This window comes from Thermoactinomyces sp. CICC 10735 (genome assembly GCF_016055175.1).
GTDB lineage: Bacteria > Bacillota > Bacilli > Thermoactinomycetales > Thermoactinomycetaceae > Thermoactinomyces > Thermoactinomyces vulgaris.
Window position 1 is genome coordinate 1 of record NZ_JAECVT010000006.1, and the last position, 18028, is coordinate 18028.

Sequence of the window (18028 nt, forward strand, 5' to 3'; positions counted from 1 at the left end):
CTTCCCCAGCCAGGTTGTGAGCCATTAGCTCAGTTGGTAGAGCACCTGACTTTTAATCAGGGTGTCGAAGGTTCGAGTCCTTCATGGCTCACCAATATATGCGGAAGTGGCTCAGGGGTAGAGCATCGCCTTGCCAAGGCGAGGGTCGCGGGTTCGAATCCCGTCTTCCGCTCCAGAGTAAAAACCTTCATTGTATAATTTTACAATGAAGGTTTTTTTGTTTTTTGGAATCCGGGCGTTTCTCTTTATGGGAACGATCCGCTCGCTACTCATCCGGCATTCTCACTTCCAAACGTCCACCACTTATTACGAAACAGCTTTGTTGCTATTTGGAACGTCCCTCCAAAGATGTATGCCGGTTTGGAGCCGCGAAGAATCATGAAAAAGAGAATATAAAAATGAATGAAACGTCTTTTTATGTGAACGGGACGAGGCATCCAAGATGAACCATGATCGCCGATCATGGTTGTTTTTTTTTGCTATGCTTGAGTTTGAGCATAGATTTATGTCCATTCGTTCACACTAAAATATATGGGAAATATGATTATATAAAATATAGAAATGAATAATTATACAATACATTTATATTTGTTGCAATATTTTTTTGTTTCATTTTTAAGGGTGTGTTAAAATAGCGTTGTCGATGATATAGAACACAAAGGGGTTATGTTTAAATGAAGCAAAAATCCATAACATTGATCGGCATGCCGATGGATTTGGGCCAAGGACGTCGCGGTGTGGATATGGGCCCCAGTGCGATTCGTTATGCATCTGCACAGTCATTGTTGGAATCTTTGGGATATGATGTGGAAGATCTGGGCGATTTGTCCATTCCGACGCCCGAGTCCCGTCATCAGGGAGATCCGAAGTTGAAGTATTTAAATGAAGTTTGCCAAGCTTGTGAAAATTTGGCGGATGCTGTTTTTGATGTCATGAAACGAAAGCGTTTTCCTGTGGTTCTTGGAGGAGATCACAGTATTGCGATCGGAACTGTGGCCGGTGCGGCAAGGCATTTTGAAAAGATGGGCGTGATTTGGTATGACGCTCATGGAGACTTGAATACAGGGGAAACTTCGCCTTCAGGGAACATTCATGGAATGCCGCTTGCTGTCAGCCTTGGAATCGGACATCCTGAACTTGTCAATATCGGGGGTTTTGCACCAAAAGTGTCTCCTGAGAACGTGGTGATTATCGGGGCACGCTCGTTGGATCCGGGGGAGCGTGAATTGATCAAAGAATTGGGAATCAAAGTTTTTACAATGCATGAAATCGACCGCATTGGAATGGCCGGAGTGATGGAAGAAGCCATCCACATTGTATCGAATGGGACCGACGGGGTTCACTTGAGTCTTGATTTGGACGGACTTGACCCGAAAGATGCCCCAGGGGTCGGAACGCCTGTGCAAGGCGGTTTGACCTATCGTGAAAGCCATTTGGCCATGGAAATGTTGGCCGAAGCGGATATTTTAACTTCTGCCGAGTTTGTGGAGGTCAATCCCATTCTTGATCAGGGGAACCAGACTGCCAAAGTGGCTGTTGCGTTGATGGGGTCTGTTTTTGGGCAAAAAATTTTATGATATAGATTTTGCTTCAGATTGAAAGGAGCTGTGACCTGCCGGGTTGCAGCTTTTTTCGTGGCGTTTGGATTTATGAATATTGAGTATCGCATCGCCTGCCAATTTTTTGGAAAATGTCAAGGGAGTTTATAACGGCAGGGACGGAAAGTGCTGGAAGAATCTCTTTGATTTGGGTTGCCGTACAGGAAGTGTTATATTAATGGTGAAACGGAATGTGTAATCCGCCGCAAAGACCCGGGCAGCGGAGAAGACGGGATTTGAAAAAAACGGGATTCGGAACAATATTTTTGTCCGTTTACGAAAAAATAAAAAGAGATGAACTACCGAATGGATGGTTTAAATGGAGGGGCTTGATGCAGTCATTGGCTGAGGTAAAAAATTATCTGAGTGATGTTGTAGACATTTTGATTGTCAGTTATGTGATTTATCATTTGCTTAAATTGATGCGGGGAACCCGGGCTGTTCAATTATTAAAAGGGATCACCGTATTACTGGTCATATGGCTGATCAGTAATGAATTTGAACTGAAAACGTTGGAGTTTTTTATTGAAAATTTCTTTTCCGTGGGACTCATTGCTGTCATTGTGATTTTTCAGCCGGAGTTGCGAAGGGCGTTGGAACAACTGGGGCGAGGTTATTTTTTGGGGAGAAGCAGTCAGGTGGAAGACCAAATTGCAACCAAAATCGTCAGCGAAGTGACCAAAGCCGTTGTTCAACTCGCAAAACAGAAAATCGGCGCATTGATTGTGATCGAAAAAGATACCGGATTGTCTGATTACATTGAAACCGGAACTGTTCTGGAAGCCCGGTTGAGTGCGGAGTTGCTCAAAAATATTTTTATACCGAAAGCACCGCTTCACGACGGGGCGGTGATTATCCGGGGAGAATCCGTGATGGCGGCCGGGTGTTACCTGCCGCTCAGCGAAAATCCCTACATCAGCAAAGATCTGGGCACCAGGCACCGGGCGGGAATCGGATTAAGTGAAGTGACCGATGCTGTGGTTGTGATCGCATCCGAAGAAACCGGACAAATTTCTCTGGCTTACCAGGGCGAATTGGAGCGGAATCTGAGCGAGGACGAATTGGTGTCGCGTTTATACGAATTGCTGAAACCCCCGGAAAAGTTCTCAACCGTCTTCTGGATGCGTAAGGAAAAGGAAGAGGGGAAGGAGAAAGATGAATAAATGGCTGGAAAATGATTTGGTGTTGCGCATCGTTTCCTTATTGCTGGCCGTCATGTTGTGGCTGACCGTGACCGATCATTCCTTTTCTTCCTTTTCAGTCAAGGAAAGCATGACCATTCGGGATGTGACGGTTCAGGTAAAATACGACAAGGAACAATTTGAACTGACAGGGCATCCTCCCAAAGTGGAATTGCAGTTATATGGAGACAAGCGGTCATTGGAGAATGTCCCGGGAACTTACCGCTTGTTTGTGGATGCGAACGAAGTGGGGGAAGGGGAACACCGTCTTCCCGTGCAGATCGAAGGATTGCCCCTTGGCGTCAAAGGAAAAGTAAAGCCGGAACGGGTTTCTGTGACTTTAAAACAGAAAGTGCAGAAAGAAATGACGGTGCAAACGGATGTGATTGGCAACGTTCCGGACGGTTTACATATCAATAAACCGGTTGTCACCCCTCAACGGGTGTTGATCCGGGGAACCGAAAGCCGCTTGGACCAAGTCAAAGCGGTGAAGGCCGTTGTGTATTTGTCAGGACAAACCCAAACACTCAAGAAAGTTGTCCGGCTGCAGGCATATGGTGACAATGGACTGGTTCAACAAGTGGAGATTTCGCCAAGCGTCGTTACGGTGGAAGTGCCCATCAGCATTCCCCACAAGCAGGTTCCGCTTTCGATTGATGTGAAAGAGCCGCCGCCCGCGGGATACGCGGTGGAAAGCATACGGGCCAGCCAAGACCAAGTGACGGTCTACGGTTTTAATGAATATCTTGAAAACCTTCAATATTACATCGGCCCGGAGCTGGACTTGAGAAATGCCCGGAAAGATTTCAAACGGACCATGCCGGTTCCGATCCGGGAAGGCGCAATCAAAGTGGAGCCCAAGGAGATAGAGATTTATGTTAAAATGGTTTCTGCCAAGGAAAAGACGTTGGAAGATGTTCCGCTTACTGTGACGGGGCAGGAAGAGAAACAAAAAATTGATATTCTCTCACCCAACGGAGGAAACATGAATATCACTCTTTCAGGGGCACCGAAAAACTTGACGGGGCTCAATCAATCGGACATCAAAGCGGTCATTGATGTTTCAGGTTTGTCGGAGGGAATTCATGAAGTACCAATCCGGTTTATTTTGCCTGACTTTATCCAAGTTGCCGAACAGAACAATTTAAAGGCAAAGATCAGGATTCGTGATAGCGAATAATGGTTCTTGATGATTGAGGAGGAGAAAACATGGGTAAATATTTTGGAACCGATGGAGTACGGGGAGTAGCGAATCAAGGGTTAACACCTGAATTAGCCTTCCGCCTCGGACGTTACGGAGCCTATGTGCTGACCAAGGGAAAAAAGCGCCCGAAAATTGTTGTGGGAAGAGATACACGATTGTCAGGGGAAATGTTGGAATCCGCGCTCATCAGCGGAATGCTTTCCATCGGATGTGATGTTTTTCGGTTGGGTGTCATCACAACCCCCGGTGTCGCCTTTTTGACCCGTCATTTTGAAGCAGATGCCGGGGTGATGATTTCCGCATCCCATAACCCCTTTGAAGATAATGGAATCAAATTTTTTGGAGCCGATGGCTATAAATTGTCAGATGAAACGGAAGCAGAGATTGAAGCGTTATTGGATCGAGAAGATGACAACCTGCCTCGCCCCGTCGGGGAAGGAATCGGCCGTGTCACGGATCATCACGATGCGGCGCAAATCTATTTGGAACATTTGAAACAAACCATTGACACGGATTTGTGCGGAATGCATATTGTGGTGGATTGTGCCAACGGAGCCGCTTATGAGTTGGCACCGATGTTGCTGAGGGATCTGGGGGCAGATGTGACCACCATTTTTGCCCATCCCGACGGCATCAACATCAATGTGAATTGCGGCTCGACGCATCCGGAGCGTTTGCAGGAGGAAGTTTTAAAACAACAAGCGCACTTGGGGCTGGCTTTTGACGGTGATGCGGACCGGTTGATTGCCGTCGATGAAAAGGGAAATGTGGTGGATGGCGACCAAATCATGGCCATCTGCGGAGCCTATATGAAGGAAAACGGCACCTTAAAAGGAGATACCATTGTCACCACCGTGATGAGCAACATCGGTTTCTTTAAAGCGGCGGAGAAATTGGGAATTGCCACGGAACAAACCAAAGTGGGCGACCGTTATGTGATGGAGAAAATGAGAGAAGGCGGCTATAATCTCGGCGGTGAACAATCCGGCCACATTATTTTCCTGGATCACAACACAACCGGCGATGGCATGTTGACAGCGGTTCAACTCTTACGGGTGGTGAAGGAAAAAGGGCAAACTTTGTCGGATTTGACCCGGATTATGACCAAATACCCCCAATTGCTGACCAATGTCCCCGTGAAAAACAAAGAGGGCTGGGACCAGAACAGTGCGATTCGTTCTGCGATTGAATCCGTGGAAAAAGCTTTGGGAAATGAAGGCCGGGTATTGGTGCGCCCTTCCGGTACCGAATCGTTGATCCGTGTGATGGCGGAAGGCCCGGACGAAGAGTTATTGAAGAAATATGTGAATCAAATTGCGGAAGAAGTCCGCAACCATTTGAATTAAAAAATAACCGTAAGAAGAAGCCCTGTTTCCCGTAGAAAGACAGAGGAACAGGGCTTATCCATTTTTTCCGGTTTTTGGTTTGTATCTTTACGTTCATATTTTTTTCTTTTATATTTTGGAAAAATGTTATTTTTCATCATAAATAGCTGAAATCATTCTTTATAATAGAAGTAAGATGCGGATAAATCTTATTTTTAAATTTTGGCGGGATCATTTTTAACCCGGCACTTTACACAGAAAGCATCTTTGCATACCATAGTTACATGAGTGATTTTCCATTGGATAAAGCATCATTTTAAGGAGGTGATGAATGGAAGCAGGGGGAATCTCACGGATGCATCAAAAGTTTGCCGTAAAGCGCCTGGACTGCAGAGGAGACGTGGATCTGCAGTTGACGAGGAGGAGGAGTATCGAGTGATCGGCGGATACCTCCCGGCTTCGCATCAAAGCCGAGGAATCGCGACACAAAACAGCGGGGTGACCCGTTGTACAAAAGTTGCGATATGATGCTAAGAGAGGTCGGTTGGATACAAAAAATAGAAAAAAGAGAAAGCATGGAAATGATGATGAACGGGTCAAAGACAGACAGACTTTGGATACCCGTGGTTCGTCATTGTTTCTGCAAATTTCAGGGGGTATTCACATATGTGCGGAATTGTTGGATATATTGGCTCCAAAGAGGCTCAAAATCTGTTGCTTGAAGGTTTGAGCAAATTGGAATATCGCGGATATGATTCGGCCGGTCTGGCGGTTTACAACGGGGAAACGATTGGTGTGCAAAAAAACGAAGGACGGCTGACCAATCTCGAAGAAAAACTCCGTGCTAAATCCCTGCCGGGTACTTTGGGGATCGGACATACCCGGTGGGCGACACACGGGAAGCCTTCAGACCAAAACTCCCATCCCCATACGGACCAAACGGGTCGTTTTGCGGTGGTTCATAACGGGATTATCGAAAACTACATTGAATTGAAAGAAGAATTGATCGCCAAAGGATTTACCTTTGAATCCGAAACGGACTCGGAAGTGGTGGCCAAACTGCTGGCTGACATGTGGAACGGCGACTTGGTTTCCACTGTGCGGGACGTGGTGGCCCGCTTGGAAGGGGCCTATGCCTTGGGGATTATCAGCGAATTGGAACCGGATAAATTGGTGGCTGTTCGCCAGGCAAGCCCTCTGATTGTCGGGGTCGGCGAATCGGAAAACTTTATTGCTTCCGATATCCCGGCGATTTTGCAGCACACCCGCGATGTGTACATTTTGGAAGACGGGGAAATGGCTGTTCTGAAAGAAAACCAGGTGACCCTGATGAAAGTGGACGGGACGCCTGTGGAACGGGAAGTCATGAATGTCAAATGGGATATTGAAACAGCGGAAAAAGGCGGTTATGACCACTTCATGCTGAAGGAAATCCACGAACAACCCAAAGCGATCCGCGACACGTTGTCCGGTCGTCTGAAAGACGGAGAAGTGGATTTATCCAACGAAGTGAAGCTGACCAAGGAACAAATCCAAGAGATCGAAAAAATTCATTTCGTGGCTTGCGGCACGGCTTATCACGCCGGACTGGTCGGGAAATATGTGTTGGAAGATCTCGCACGGATTCCGGTGGAAGTGGATGTGGCGTCCGAATACCGGTATCGCAATCCGCTCATTACCGAAAAAACGCTGGTTGTCGTGATCAGCCAATCCGGGGAAACAGCAGATACACTGGCTGCCCTCAGGGAGGCGAAAAAGCACGGCGCGCGGGTTCTTGCCATTACGAACGTGGTTGGATCCAGCGTTTCCCGGGAAGCCGATGATGTGATCATCACCTGGGCCGGACCGGAAATCGCGGTGGCTTCCACCAAAGCCTATACTTCGCAATTGATTGCCATTTATATGCTGGGAGTTTATCTGGCTCAGGTTCGCGGTGGAAAAAGCCGCGAAGAACTGGCGGAAATTATCCGTCACTTGGAAGAATTGCCGGAAAAAGCAGAGCAGATACTCGGCCAAACCAAGGTGGTTGAACAATTTGCACGGGACATCGCCAGCCATGAACATCTCTTCTTCCTGGGACGCGGCTTGGATTATGCTGTTGCCTTGGAAGGTTCGCTTAAATTAAAAGAGATTTCCTACATTCATTCCGAAGCTTATGCGGCCGGTGAATTGAAACACGGCACCTTGGCTTTGATTGAAGAAAACATCCCGGTCATTGCGCTGGCCACCCAAAGCAGTGTCTACGAAAAGATGATCAGCAATATCCAGGAAGTCAAAGCACGTGGCGCTTATGTTCTCGGGTTTGCCGGGGAAGGAGACACGGAGATGATTAAATCCGTGGATGAAGTGATCCACATCCCGTCGACACTGGATCTTTTGGCTCCGGTATTGACGGTCATCCCGCTGCAATTGTTCGCCTACTATGCTTGCCTGGAGCGTGGCTTCGATGTGGATAAACCGCGGAATCTGGCAAAAAGCGTGACTGTGGAATAAAGAAAGGAAAATTGGCGGAACGGAACCTGTTCGAACATAACCTCTTCGGTTGCCATCAACCGCAAGAGGTTATTTTTTTTATGTTCGGAGAGAAGGTTCAGGCAACTTGTCTTTTCCGCTTATAAATGATTGATTGTCAGTTTTTTCAGTGGATACGAGTGTCCATTCATGCGGAACTGGATATGGAAAGGATTCATCAAAATCTGGAGTACATCAGCAAAGGAGGGATTGAAAGATTAAAAAGGCACAGACGGAGCCAGAAGGAGAAAACCGGGCGGTTTTTGGGAAAACAGGATGCGAATTGCGTCTTATCATTTGACAAATCTTTTCTTTCTGGTTTATGATACTGATAAATATTATGTACGGAAGGGTGAACATCGGGACGATGAAGTGCTAATCCTATTTTTGAAAGCAGATGGATTGAAGGATTTTTTTTGGCAGAGAAGGAGTCTGCTTCTTTGTGCTGCCTTCAATGTGTCTTTTAAGAATAGGATTGGCATCACCCATTTTTATAAAAAGTGAATCCGGTGGTATGGATCTTTTGTCTGATGACGGTCTGTGCACTCGTGCCTTTTTTATGCCTCCTATTCTTAAAAAGATGGGAGGCTTTTTTCGTCTCCCAAAAACATAACGGTACGGAGATGATGCGGATGTTGCTGGAAGCGCGTGATTTGAAGCTGTATGTCAAAGACCGTTTGTTGTTTGACGTGAAAAGGTTATTCATTGATCACCGGGACCGGATCGGTTTGGTCGGAAAAAATGGCTGTGGAAAAACCACGTTGATCAAAACGTTGACCGGTCGGGCGGTTCCCGATCAAGGCCAAGTGATTACCCGTGCCACGGTTGAATTTTTGCCGCAGATCAAACGGCAGGATTCAACCAAAAGCGGCGGTGAGTTGGCCCGGGAATATCTTTTGCAAGCCTTGGGGAAGGAGCCGGAGATTTTGTTTTTGGATGAGCCGACCACACATTTGGACACCGGGCATATCGAATGGTTGGAAAAGAAGCTGAAAAACTGGCCGGGAGCTTTTGTGGTCGTTTCCCATGACAGGGTGTTCCTGGATACTCTTTGTACAACAATTTGGGAGATCGATGAAGGCAAGATCAAAACCTATAAAGGGAGTTATTCGGATTACGTCCGCCAAAAGGAGTTGGAAAGAGAACAACAGATCCAGGCATACGAAAAATATGCAAAAAAGAAAAGGCAGTTGGAAGAAGCGCTGCGAATGAAAGAACAAAAAGCACAGAGAGCGACCAAAACACCGAAAAAAACAAACCGGTCCGAAGCGAAGATGGCCAAACCCTACTTTGCCAAAAAACAAAAGAAACTGGAGAAAGCCAAAAAAGCCATGGAAACCCGTCTGGAAAAATTGGAGAAGGTGGAAAAGCCGAGAGAAATCAAGCCGGTCAAGTTGAGTTTGCCCCACCAGGAAGCTATGAAGGGGAGAGTGGTGATCCGGGTGCAAGATGTTTCCGGAACAGCGGGAAACAAGCTTTTGTGGAAGCCGGCTCGTTTTGATGTGCGCGGAGGGGAGAAACTGGCCGTCACCGGACCGAATGGTGCCGGAAAAACCACGCTGATCCGAAAGATCATCCGCCAGGATGAGGGAATCACAGTTTCGCCGTCTGTGAAAATCGGTTATTTCAGCCAGAATCTCAATATTCTTGATCTGAAAGAATCGATTTTGGAAAATGTCCGTTCCACCTCCAAGCAGGATGAAACGTTGATACGCACTGTCCTGGCCCGGTTGCATTTCCGGAGGGACGATGTTTATAAAAAAGTGGAGGTGTTAAGTGGCGGGGAACGGGTCAAAGTGGCATTGGCCAAAGTATTTGTCAGTGACATTAACACCCTCGTTTTGGACGAACCGACGAACTTCCTGGATATTGAAGCGGAGGAAGCTTTGGAATCCCTTCTTCAAGAGTACGAAGCCACGGTCATCTTTGTCACTCACGACCGGCGTTTTGTGCAAAAGCTGGCAACCCGGATCCTGGAGATCAAAAACCGGGAAATTCGTTTTTTAGACCGTCTTGATGAAGAGAAACGGCAGCCCGGGCGGCAAAAAGAAAAGGATGCCGGGGAGGACCGGCGGCTGTTGATTGAGACCAAAATATCCGAGGTGCTCAGCCGGTTGAGCGTGGAGCCATCTGAGGAGCTGGAAAAGGAATTTCAAAGGCTGTTGGCAGAAAAAAAGAAATTGGTAACAGATTAAAACGTTCAGCGACAAGAAAAAGGTGTGAAACCGAATGAATTTCATCCATGAAGAGAGGAAAGAACATTGGAAACGGGAGATTTTCCTTTTTTTAACCAGCCAGACGATTTCCCTGTTGGGCTCGTCGCTCGTGCAATATGCCATTATGTGGTATATCACCTTGGATACCCGATCCGGTGTGATGATGACCATCTATATTCTTTGCGGTTTTGTCCCCACTTTTCTTCTCTCGCCGGTTGCCGGGGTGTGGGCAGACCGTTTCAACCGCAAAATGCTGATCATCGGGTCGGATGCAATGATTGCCATGGCCACGTTGGTCCTCGCCATTCTTTTTCTTGCGGGATACGATGCGATATGGCTGCTTTTTGCCATCTCGGCTGTCCGCGCAATCGGGACCGGATTCCAAACTCCCACCATTGGCGCGGTTTTGCCGCAAATGGTTCCGAAGGATCAACTGACGAAAGTGAATGGAATCAACGGAAGCCTTCAATCATTGATTATGTTGGTTTCCCCCATGGTGAGTGCGGCACTCATCACCATGGCCTCCATTGAAGCGGTTTTCTTTGTGGATGTTCTCACGGCCGCCGTTGCTGTTTTCATCATGATGGCATGGGTTCACATTCCGGTTCACGAAAAGGCGTCCGAAAAACAGAAAACCACTTATTACAGTGATGTCACCGAAGGCATCGCGTATATTAAAAAACATGCTTTTTTAAAGAGCTTCTTTTTGTTCTTCGCTGTTTTTTTTGTATTGATTGCACCGGCTTCGTTTTTAACCCCTTTGCAGGTGACCCGGAGCTTTGGGGATGATGTGTGGCGGTTGACGGCCATTGAAATCACCTTTTCCGTCGGGATGATGGCAGGGGGAGGGTTGATCGCCTTGTGGGGAGGCTTTGGCAATAAAGTCCATACGATGGCTCTCTCCGGCTTTATCATGGGGGTTTGCACATTGGCGCTGGGATTGGTTCCCGACTTTTGGATTTACTTGTTGGTCATGGCCTTATTCGGGGTGGCCATGCCCTTTTTCAATACACCGACGACGGTCTTGTTGCAAGAAAAGATTGAAGAAAATTATACAGGAAGGGTATTTGGGGTATTCAGCATGATCTCCACTTCCATGATGCCGGTGGGGATGCTTGTATTCGGGCCGGTTGCCGATTGGATCGAAATTGAATGGATTTTGGCCGGCACGGGTTTGTTGATGTGCATGCTTGCCATGTTTTTGGGAAGGAACAAAGTGCTGTTGAAAGCAGGAAAACCAGCTTGATTTCATCTTGGATCCAACCCCCTTGAAGGGGAACGCGGCTTCAGGGGGTTGCTCTCATGAATGAAGAAGAAGGGGGAAAAATGATGAGGGAAACGCTGTTGATGGTGGATGATGAGATCGGCATCATCCAAATGATGAAACGGCTGCTCGAAAAAGAAGGATTCGAAGGGATCCTTGAGGCCACCTCCGGCGAAGAAGCGTTGGAGAAAATCAGGAAACACCCGGTGGACTTGATTTTGCTGGATGTGATGCTGCCGGATACAGACGGCTTCCGGCTGTGTCAGCAAATCAGGGAAATGACCGACGTCCCCATCCTTTTTTTGACGGCTCGCACGGCGGATATGGATAAGTTGACCGGTTTTTCCATGGGAGGGGACGATTATATCACGAAACCGTTTAATCCGTTGGAGGTGGTTGCCCGGATCAAAGCGATTTTGCACCGGCAAAGGCGCTTGAATTCCCGGCTTCGCGAATTTCGTACCGGTCATTTTGTATTGTACTTGGAACAGGCGAAATTGGTGGTGGACGGGAAAGAAGTGAAATGCCCGGCAAAGGAATTTGAGTTGCTGAAATTCTTGTGTGAGCATCCCAATCAAGTATTCAGTGTGGACAGCCTTTATCAGCACGTATGGGGGGATTACCCGACGGTGGGAAAGGAAAACACCGTCATGGTGCATATCAGGCGGTTGCGGCAAAAAATTGAAAAAGACCCGAAAAACCCTGAGTATTTAAAAAACATCAGGGGATTGGGATATATGCTCGCAGTTTCGGACAAGGAGAGACGGTGATGGATCTCAAACACAAAATATCCCTCCAGTTTGTGGCGGTTTTGCTCGCCATCGGAGGCGTTCTTTTGCTTTCGGGGCTGACGGTGGTTCCGGTTGTTGTCATGGGGATTCACAAACTTCTTCAGATCCCGGTGGGAACCCGTGTCCCTCTGTTGATCGGTTTGTATTTAAGTTCCTTTATCGTGATATTTATGATGATCGGGATCTTTTTGGGGCGGAAAATCAGCAAGCCGCTCTTTTTTCTGATCCAATGGATTGAGAACCTTTCGGAAGGGAAATATCAAAAGCCGGATTTTCCAGACCTGGCCGCCCGGAAGTTCGGGGTGTTTTTGGAATTGGAATCGAAACTGGACAATTTGACCGCCCGGCTTCATTCCGTCGAACAAGAGCGCAAAGCACTTGAAGAATTGAGGAGAAGCTGGGCCTCCGGCATCACCCACGATTTGAAAACCCCTTTATCTTACATCAAAGGGTATGCAGCGATGCTCCGCTCGGATCATGCTTGGGAAGAAGCAGAAGTGAAAGAGTTCAGCCGGATCATTGAGGAAAAATCGATCCATATTGAGCAATTGATCCAAGATTTGAGCATCGTTTACCAATTGGAAGAACGCCAAATTCCCTTGAATGAGCGCACCTTAAACCTGGTTACCTTTTTGGAACGGGTTTTGGCCGATCTTAAAAAACATCCCCTGGCGGACTGGTATGATATCCGATTCAAATCCCCGGCCAGGGAGATCCGGTGGACGTTTGACGAACATTTGCTCAAAAGGGCACTGGAAAACCTCGTCATGAATGCCATTCGGCATAATCCCCCGGAAACAACCATTCAGGTGACAACCGAATTGAAAGAAGACAAGCTTTTGATCGTGATTCAGGATCATGGCAAGGGAATGGACCGGAAAACCATTCAACATTTGTTCGACCGCTATTACCGGGGAACCCCCACCGACCGGTCCGCGTTGGGTTCCGGGCTCGGCATGGTGATTGCCAAGCAATTCATCGAGAGGATGCAGGGCTTCATCCAAGTGGAAAGCAAGCAGAATGAAGGCACCCGGATCACTCTTTGGTTTCCGTATAAAAATTAAGGTGCTGTTAAGATTGCGTTTGTGTGGTGTTTATTTTGGTCTGTTAAACTGCGTTTGGAGCGGTTGAAAGAAAGGCACCGCCAAAAGAATCAATAGGTTTTAAAGGGATCGGGTGTTTTTCATGCATTGCTTGCACCGCTTTGATGTCATGACCGGAAGGAGGGAAAAGGGGATGAGAATCATGATTGCCGCTGTCACGGGGATTTTGGGCGGATTTATCATCGGCGTTCTGTTGTCCAGCATCATTGGCATTCTCAGTTTCCAATTATTTTTCAAACCGTTTGGAATTCCGTTTCTTCCCTATCTGTGTGCGTTGGCGGGCGCGGTTGCCGTTCCCGTGATCGATTGGCGCCAATGGAAACATCGCCATTCATCCGGGAATGGATCGGTGGAAAACAGGTGAAGTTGGAGGAATAGAGCAGAAAGGAGGATATTTTGATGGGTTACCGGTTAAATATGAGAAAAAAGCATTTATTGGTTTCCATACATGTGCTGGGGGCCATGGCATGGTTTGGCGGAACGTTGGGAATGTTGATCCTGGGGATTTACATGGGAAACGCGGAAAATGGGGAACAGCTTTATTACACACTTTCAAGTATGCACATGATTGATGGCACGCTGATCAAATATCCGGCCATGGTGGTCCTGATCACCGGCCTGATGCTGTCGGTCTGGACCCATTGGGGATTGACGAAGCATTACTGGGTGTTAATCAAGTTGGTAACGACTTTCCTCATTATTTTGCTCGGTATCCTGTTTCTGAGTGACGGGTTGTCTTTTTTGATCGAGACCGCGGAGAAATATCATTTGGCAGCTTTAGAAAATGCCTCTTTCCATCGGACCAGCATTTCCTTGACTTTGGGCGCCATCTTCAATGTGGCGGCGATGGTCATGATGACCCTGGTCACCTATTACAAACCATTCGGGAAGATTAAAAGAAAAGCAAAACGTGAAAACCGGTGATTCCGGAAAGGATTATTGAACAAGCATTTTGAAGCCGAACCAAGCCAAAAAAATGCCGTAGCCGCAAAGAATGAGTCCGGAAATCAGTTGAAATCCCTGGATAAAGGCCGGCTTGATGTAAGGCCGGCACCAACTGACCGACAAAGATAAGAGGAGATTCCACATTCCGCAACCGATCATCAGATAAGCAAATGCCGTGATCAGAAACGACAGGGGTTGCTCATGAATGGTGCTGTACACACCGGACCAGTAGAGAAAATCCATGGGATTGATGAACCCAAGGACAAATCCCTTGGCAAGGAGATGGACAGGCCGGGGCCACGACGAAATGGACAACTTGGTTTTCAGATTCGACGTCCCCAAATAAATCAGGTAAGCCCCGACCGCGACCGCTATGAACGCCAGATACGACAAATCCACAATGCCGCTGGAAAAGCCGGAAAAAATGATGCCGACAATCAACAGGTTGGAGATCACATCTCCCAAGCCGACCAGCCAGGAAGGATAAAAACCGCTTGAAATCCCTTGCCGGATCATCTCGATGTTGACCGGTCCGATTGGGGTGGACAAAGCAAATCCCAAGATAAAATAGCCCATCCACGTTTCCATGCATACGACTCCTTTATGACAACTTATCACTATATTTATGCTTGTCCTGGGAAAAAACAACAACAAAATCGATCAGCATGGACGGGATGGAAAGGGGGTTGAAGGAATTACCATTGTAAATTCATATGTTTTTATTTATACTAATAATAACTAACAAGTGCATATTCACCCTCATCGATTTCTCTCGGTGAGGTAGAGGTTGCGGCTTTTATCAGTACTTTGCACGAGAATTTGGAGTTTCTTTGATGACTGCAAGGGAAAGGAAAAGTCGCCGAAGTTTGTTCGCCCGCTCCAGGCGGACAAGCTGGGGCTGATTCCAAACAGGGTCAGCACTGTCACGTTTGTTCTTTGCCCAGACAAACGTGGTGCGCTATCTTGCGGGGGTTTGGTGTGGGTTTCATCATACCGTCCCATCCAGAAGTGACGGTTTTTTTGTTTTTTCCTGCCGGACCTCGGCTGAAGAAAGGGAGAGATACTTTTTTATGTCCAATTCAAGTGATGACCAACAATTAAAAAAAGGATTAAAGTCCAGGCATATGTCGATGATCGCCATTGGCGGATCCATCGGGACAGGGATCTTTCTCGCCAGCGGAGCGGCGATTCAGGAAGCCGGCCCGGGGGGCGCGCTGGTTGCTTATATGGCGATCGGCATGATGGTTTACTTTTTGATGACCAGCCTGGGAGAAATGGCTGCTTATATGCCGGTTTCCGGTTCTTTCAGCACGTATGCAAGCCGGTTTGTGGATCCGGCATTGGGATTTGCGATGGGATGGAATTATTGGTATAACTGGGCCATTACCATTGCAGTTGAATTGTCTGCTGGCGCGTTGATTATGAAATATTGGTTCCCGGATGTGCCGGGTGTGATTTGGAGTGCCATTTTCCTGGCATTGATGTTGGGATTGAATCTTCTTTCCGTCAAAGGGTACGGGGAGTCAGAATATTGGTTCTCTTTTATCAAAGTATCGACCGTCATCATCTTTTTGGTTATCGGATTTTTAATGATTCTCGGTATCATGGGAGGAGAACCGATCGGCTTCAAGAATTTCACCATCGGTGACGCTCCGTTTCATGGCGGATGGGTGGCCACTGTCGGCGTGTTTATGATTGCAGGTTTTTCATTCCAGGGAACGGAGTTGGTCGGGATTGCAGCGGGAGAAAGTGAAAATCCCGGCGAAAACATCCCGAAGGCGGTCCGGCAGATTTTTTGGAGAATTTTGCTTTTTTATACACTGACCATCCTTGTGATCGGTTTGATTTTGCCTTACACCCACCCGAATCTGGCGGGCGGCGATGTGGATCAGGTTGCCAAAAGCCCGTTTACCATGGTTTTTGAACGTGCCGGTTTTGCCTTTGCCGCTTCGGTGATGAACGCGGTGATTCTGACGGCGGTCCTTTCCGCGGGGAATTCCGGCATGTATGCATCCACCCGGATGTTGTGGCAGTTGGCGAAAGAAGGAAAAGCGCCGAAAGTGTTCAGCAAGGTGAACCGGAGTGGAGTGCCTGTTTATGCATTGCTGTTGACGGCACTGGTCGGGGCGTTTGCATTTTTGGCGTCGCTGGTCGGTGACGGAACCATTTACATCTGGTTGCTCAATGCTTCGGGGCTGTCCGGATTTTTGGCTTGGCTCGGCATTGCGGTCAGCCATTATCGGTTCCGCCGTGCTTTTATCGCCCAGGGAAAAAGCCTGGATGTCCTTCCTTACCGGGCGAGGTTGTTCCCGTTTGGGCCGTTGTTTGCCTTCTTCCTGTGTTTGGTGGTGATCCTGGGACAAGATTATCAGGCTTTCACGGGAGAAGCCATCGACTGGTACCGGCTGGTGGTTTCCTATATCGGGCTGCCGATTTTCATTTGTCTGTGGCTCGGTTACAAATGGAAAAATAAAACAAAAGTGGTTCCGCTTGAGTCTTGTCAACTGGAACCGGATCAGGAGTAAGAAAAACCTGCTGACCACAGTCAGCAGGTTTTTTTGGGCCATCAGATTTTGACCGATGCAAAGAACATCAAAACCACCATGCACAAAACCGAAATATTCAGCAGCATGATATAGCGTTTGACAGTTCCGATCACTTGTTCTTTTTCGATGCCGTCGGATTTAACTTTTGCCAATGCCTTGCGGCCGTACAAGACAATAACGAGAATGAACGCAAGGATAAACAAACTTCCAAAACGTTCTTTCACCAACAGCCAAAGCGGCTTGTCCCCGTCGAATTGCAGCATCATGTAGATTCCCGTCAGGAGAACAATGACAGAGGTGGGGATAAACATGGTCAAATTCCAGCGTTGGGCACGATTCAACGCATGATCCATCCGTCCCGTCTCGCCGGTGCGGATCGCATCCCTTAAAAACATGGCCATCAGTGAGGCTCCGCCAAACCAAGCAGCAACAAAGGCGATATGTAAAAACTTGATGATACCGTAGGTAGTCACTGGATAAACCCCTTTCATTTCACGATGATATGATAAGCGGACAGTTCCGGGCGTTGGACATCCCCTTTGCGCCCGCCGTGTGCTCTTTGAAAATGTTCGCTTTGGGTCCAATTTATAAAATCCTCTTTGGAAGCAAAGACGGTTTCGGCAACGACATGCGATTCATCTTCAGACAGAAGCAGACGGAAAGAGACAAAACCCGGCACTTGTTTCATGGATTCTGGAGCCCGGCTGAAACTTTCCTTCAAGTGTTTCAGATGTTCTTCGGATTGGATCTTGATATGATTGTTGACCAGGTACATTCAGGTCCTCCTTCCCGGGACAAAATTAGTCATTCATTTATACTATATACCATTATCCTCCCTGTGATCAAAAAGAAGCAAGAGGAACGGAACCCTTTTTTAAGAGAGACGGGAAAGTGTATACTGAATAAAAAATGAAACAGAAGTGATGGGAATTGATCAAGGTTAAAAACTTTACGAAAAAATACGGAGACCAGGTGGTTGTCAACGGCATTTCTTTTACGGTGAAAGAACATCACATTTTTGGATTGCTGGGCCCCAATGGTGCCGGAAAGACCACCACCATGGAAATGATGGAAGGGTTAAGGGATCCCGATGAGGGAAGCATTGAAATTGCCGGGGTGGATGCGGTCAGAGAGAGGAATCAGTTGAAGCAAATCATCGGTGTGCAACTGCAGTCCACCCATTGTTTGAGCATTTGACCGTCCGGGAAAGTCTGGAGCTTTATGCCGGTTTTTACCCGAAAGCCCGTCCGGTTCTGGAACTTCTACAATCATTTGATCTTCAAGAAAAGGAAAAAACACAGGTGAAACATCTGTCCGGAGGGCAACGGCAAAAACTGGCGATTG

General features: G+C 47.5%; 15 protein-coding genes, 2 tRNA genes, 1 pseudogene and 1 riboswitch. Of the genes and pseudogenes, 15 read left to right on the forward strand and 3 right to left on the reverse strand.

All coding sequences use genetic code 11. The features are described from left to right. The first annotated feature begins 18 nt into the window (after positions 1-18). The 13 genes from I8U23_RS12315 to I8U23_RS12375 all read left to right on the forward strand — a co-directional run bounded on the left by I8U23_RS12315 (position 19) and on the right by I8U23_RS12375 (position 14117). A tRNA-Lys gene (locus I8U23_RS12315) sits at positions 19-94 on the forward strand. Between the two features lie 6 nt (positions 95-100). Next, a tRNA-Gly gene (locus tag I8U23_RS12320) sits at positions 101-175 on the forward strand. A gap of 499 nt (positions 176-674) precedes the next feature. Next, the gene (gene rocF, locus I8U23_RS12325) at positions 675-1577 is read left to right on the forward strand and encodes an arginase (protein ID WP_037997359.1); all 903 of its coding nucleotides are present in this window, start codon (positions 675-677) and stop codon (positions 1575-1577) included. Between the two features lie 353 nt (positions 1578-1930). After that, complete coding sequence (cdaA, locus tag I8U23_RS12330) at positions 1931-2761, forward strand: diadenylate cyclase CdaA (RefSeq protein WP_037997361.1); 831 nt, start codon at positions 1931-1933, stop codon at positions 2759-2761. Then, positions 2754-3959: a CdaR family protein gene (locus I8U23_RS12335; protein ID WP_037997364.1), complete on the forward strand. Its 1206-nt coding sequence runs from the start codon at positions 2754-2756 to the stop codon at positions 3957-3959. The genes cdaA and I8U23_RS12335 overlap by 8 nt, the downstream gene beginning before the upstream one ends. A gap of 29 nt (positions 3960-3988) precedes the next feature. Then, entirely contained in the window at positions 3989-5329 is a 1341-nt protein-coding gene (glmM, locus tag I8U23_RS12340; protein ID WP_198051093.1) for a phosphoglucosamine mutase, read from the forward strand. Positions 5330-5974: 645 nt separating this feature from the next. After that, positions 5975-7801 carry a glutamine--fructose-6-phosphate transaminase (isomerizing) gene (gene glmS / locus I8U23_RS12345; RefSeq protein ID WP_037997369.1) on the forward strand — a complete coding sequence of 609 codons (1827 nt, stop codon included), beginning with the start codon at positions 5975-5977 and terminating at the stop codon, positions 7799-7801. Between the two features lie 644 nt (positions 7802-8445). Continuing rightward, the gene (locus I8U23_RS12350; protein WP_198051112.1) at positions 8446-10014 is read left to right on the forward strand and encodes a Vga family ABC-F type ribosomal protection protein; all 1569 of its coding nucleotides are present in this window, start codon (positions 8446-8448) and stop codon (positions 10012-10014) included. A 34-nt stretch (positions 10015-10048) separates the two neighbouring features. Beyond that, positions 10049-11281, forward strand: a complete 1233-nt coding sequence (locus I8U23_RS12355) for an MFS transporter (protein ID WP_037997115.1) — start codon at positions 10049-10051, stop codon at positions 11279-11281. An 80-nt stretch (positions 11282-11361) separates the two neighbouring features. Next, positions 11362-12069, forward strand: coding sequence for a response regulator transcription factor (locus tag I8U23_RS12360; RefSeq protein ID WP_037997139.1), 708 nt, complete (start codon positions 11362-11364; stop codon positions 12067-12069). Then, complete coding sequence (locus I8U23_RS12365) at positions 12069-13154, forward strand: sensor histidine kinase (RefSeq protein WP_198051094.1); 1086 nt, start codon at positions 12069-12071, stop codon at positions 13152-13154. The genes I8U23_RS12360 and I8U23_RS12365 overlap by 1 nt, the downstream gene beginning before the upstream one ends. Positions 13155-13326: 172 nt before the next feature. Then, the gene (locus I8U23_RS12370) at positions 13327-13557 is read left to right on the forward strand and encodes a DUF5957 family protein (RefSeq protein WP_052186840.1); all 231 of its coding nucleotides are present in this window, start codon (positions 13327-13329) and stop codon (positions 13555-13557) included. Positions 13558-13592: 35 nt separating this feature from the next. Further along, positions 13593-14117 (forward strand): hypothetical protein, encoded by a 525-nt coding sequence (locus I8U23_RS12375; RefSeq protein WP_037997117.1) that lies wholly within the window; start codon positions 13593-13595, stop codon positions 14115-14117. 12 nt (positions 14118-14129) lie between these two features. Here I8U23_RS12375 and I8U23_RS12380 read toward each other — a convergent pair whose 3' ends face one another. Continuing rightward, positions 14130-14726 carry a LysE family translocator gene (locus I8U23_RS12380; RefSeq protein WP_198051095.1) on the reverse strand — a complete coding sequence of 199 codons (597 nt, stop codon included), beginning with the start codon at positions 14724-14726 and terminating at the stop codon, positions 14130-14132. 185 nt (positions 14727-14911) lie between these two features. After that, a riboswitch (Lysine riboswitch) is annotated at positions 14912-15107 on the forward strand. 101 nt (positions 15108-15208) lie between these two features. Here I8U23_RS12380 and I8U23_RS12385 point away from each other — a divergent pair. Continuing rightward, positions 15209-16663 (forward strand): amino acid permease, encoded by a 1455-nt coding sequence (locus I8U23_RS12385; protein ID WP_037997120.1) that lies wholly within the window; start codon positions 15209-15211, stop codon positions 16661-16663. 41 nt (positions 16664-16704) lie between these two features. Here I8U23_RS12385 and I8U23_RS12390 read toward each other — a convergent pair whose 3' ends face one another. Together I8U23_RS12390 and I8U23_RS12395 are read right to left on the reverse strand one after the other, a co-directional pair. After that, positions 16705-17157 carry a DUF2269 family protein gene (locus I8U23_RS12390; protein ID WP_131470888.1) on the reverse strand — a complete coding sequence of 151 codons (453 nt, stop codon included), beginning with the start codon at positions 17155-17157 and terminating at the stop codon, positions 16705-16707. A 14-nt stretch (positions 17158-17171) separates the two neighbouring features. Beyond that, entirely contained in the window at positions 17172-17459 is a 288-nt protein-coding gene (locus I8U23_RS12395) for an antibiotic biosynthesis monooxygenase family protein (RefSeq protein ID WP_198051096.1), read from the reverse strand. A 224-nt stretch (positions 17460-17683) separates the two neighbouring features. On the opposite strand from I8U23_RS12395, the pseudogene I8U23_RS13470 reads away from it, so the two are divergent. Further along, a pseudogene (locus I8U23_RS13470) lies at positions 17684-18021 on the forward strand (ATP-binding cassette domain-containing protein); the annotation flags it as partial. Between the last annotated feature and the right edge of the window lie 7 nt (positions 18022-18028).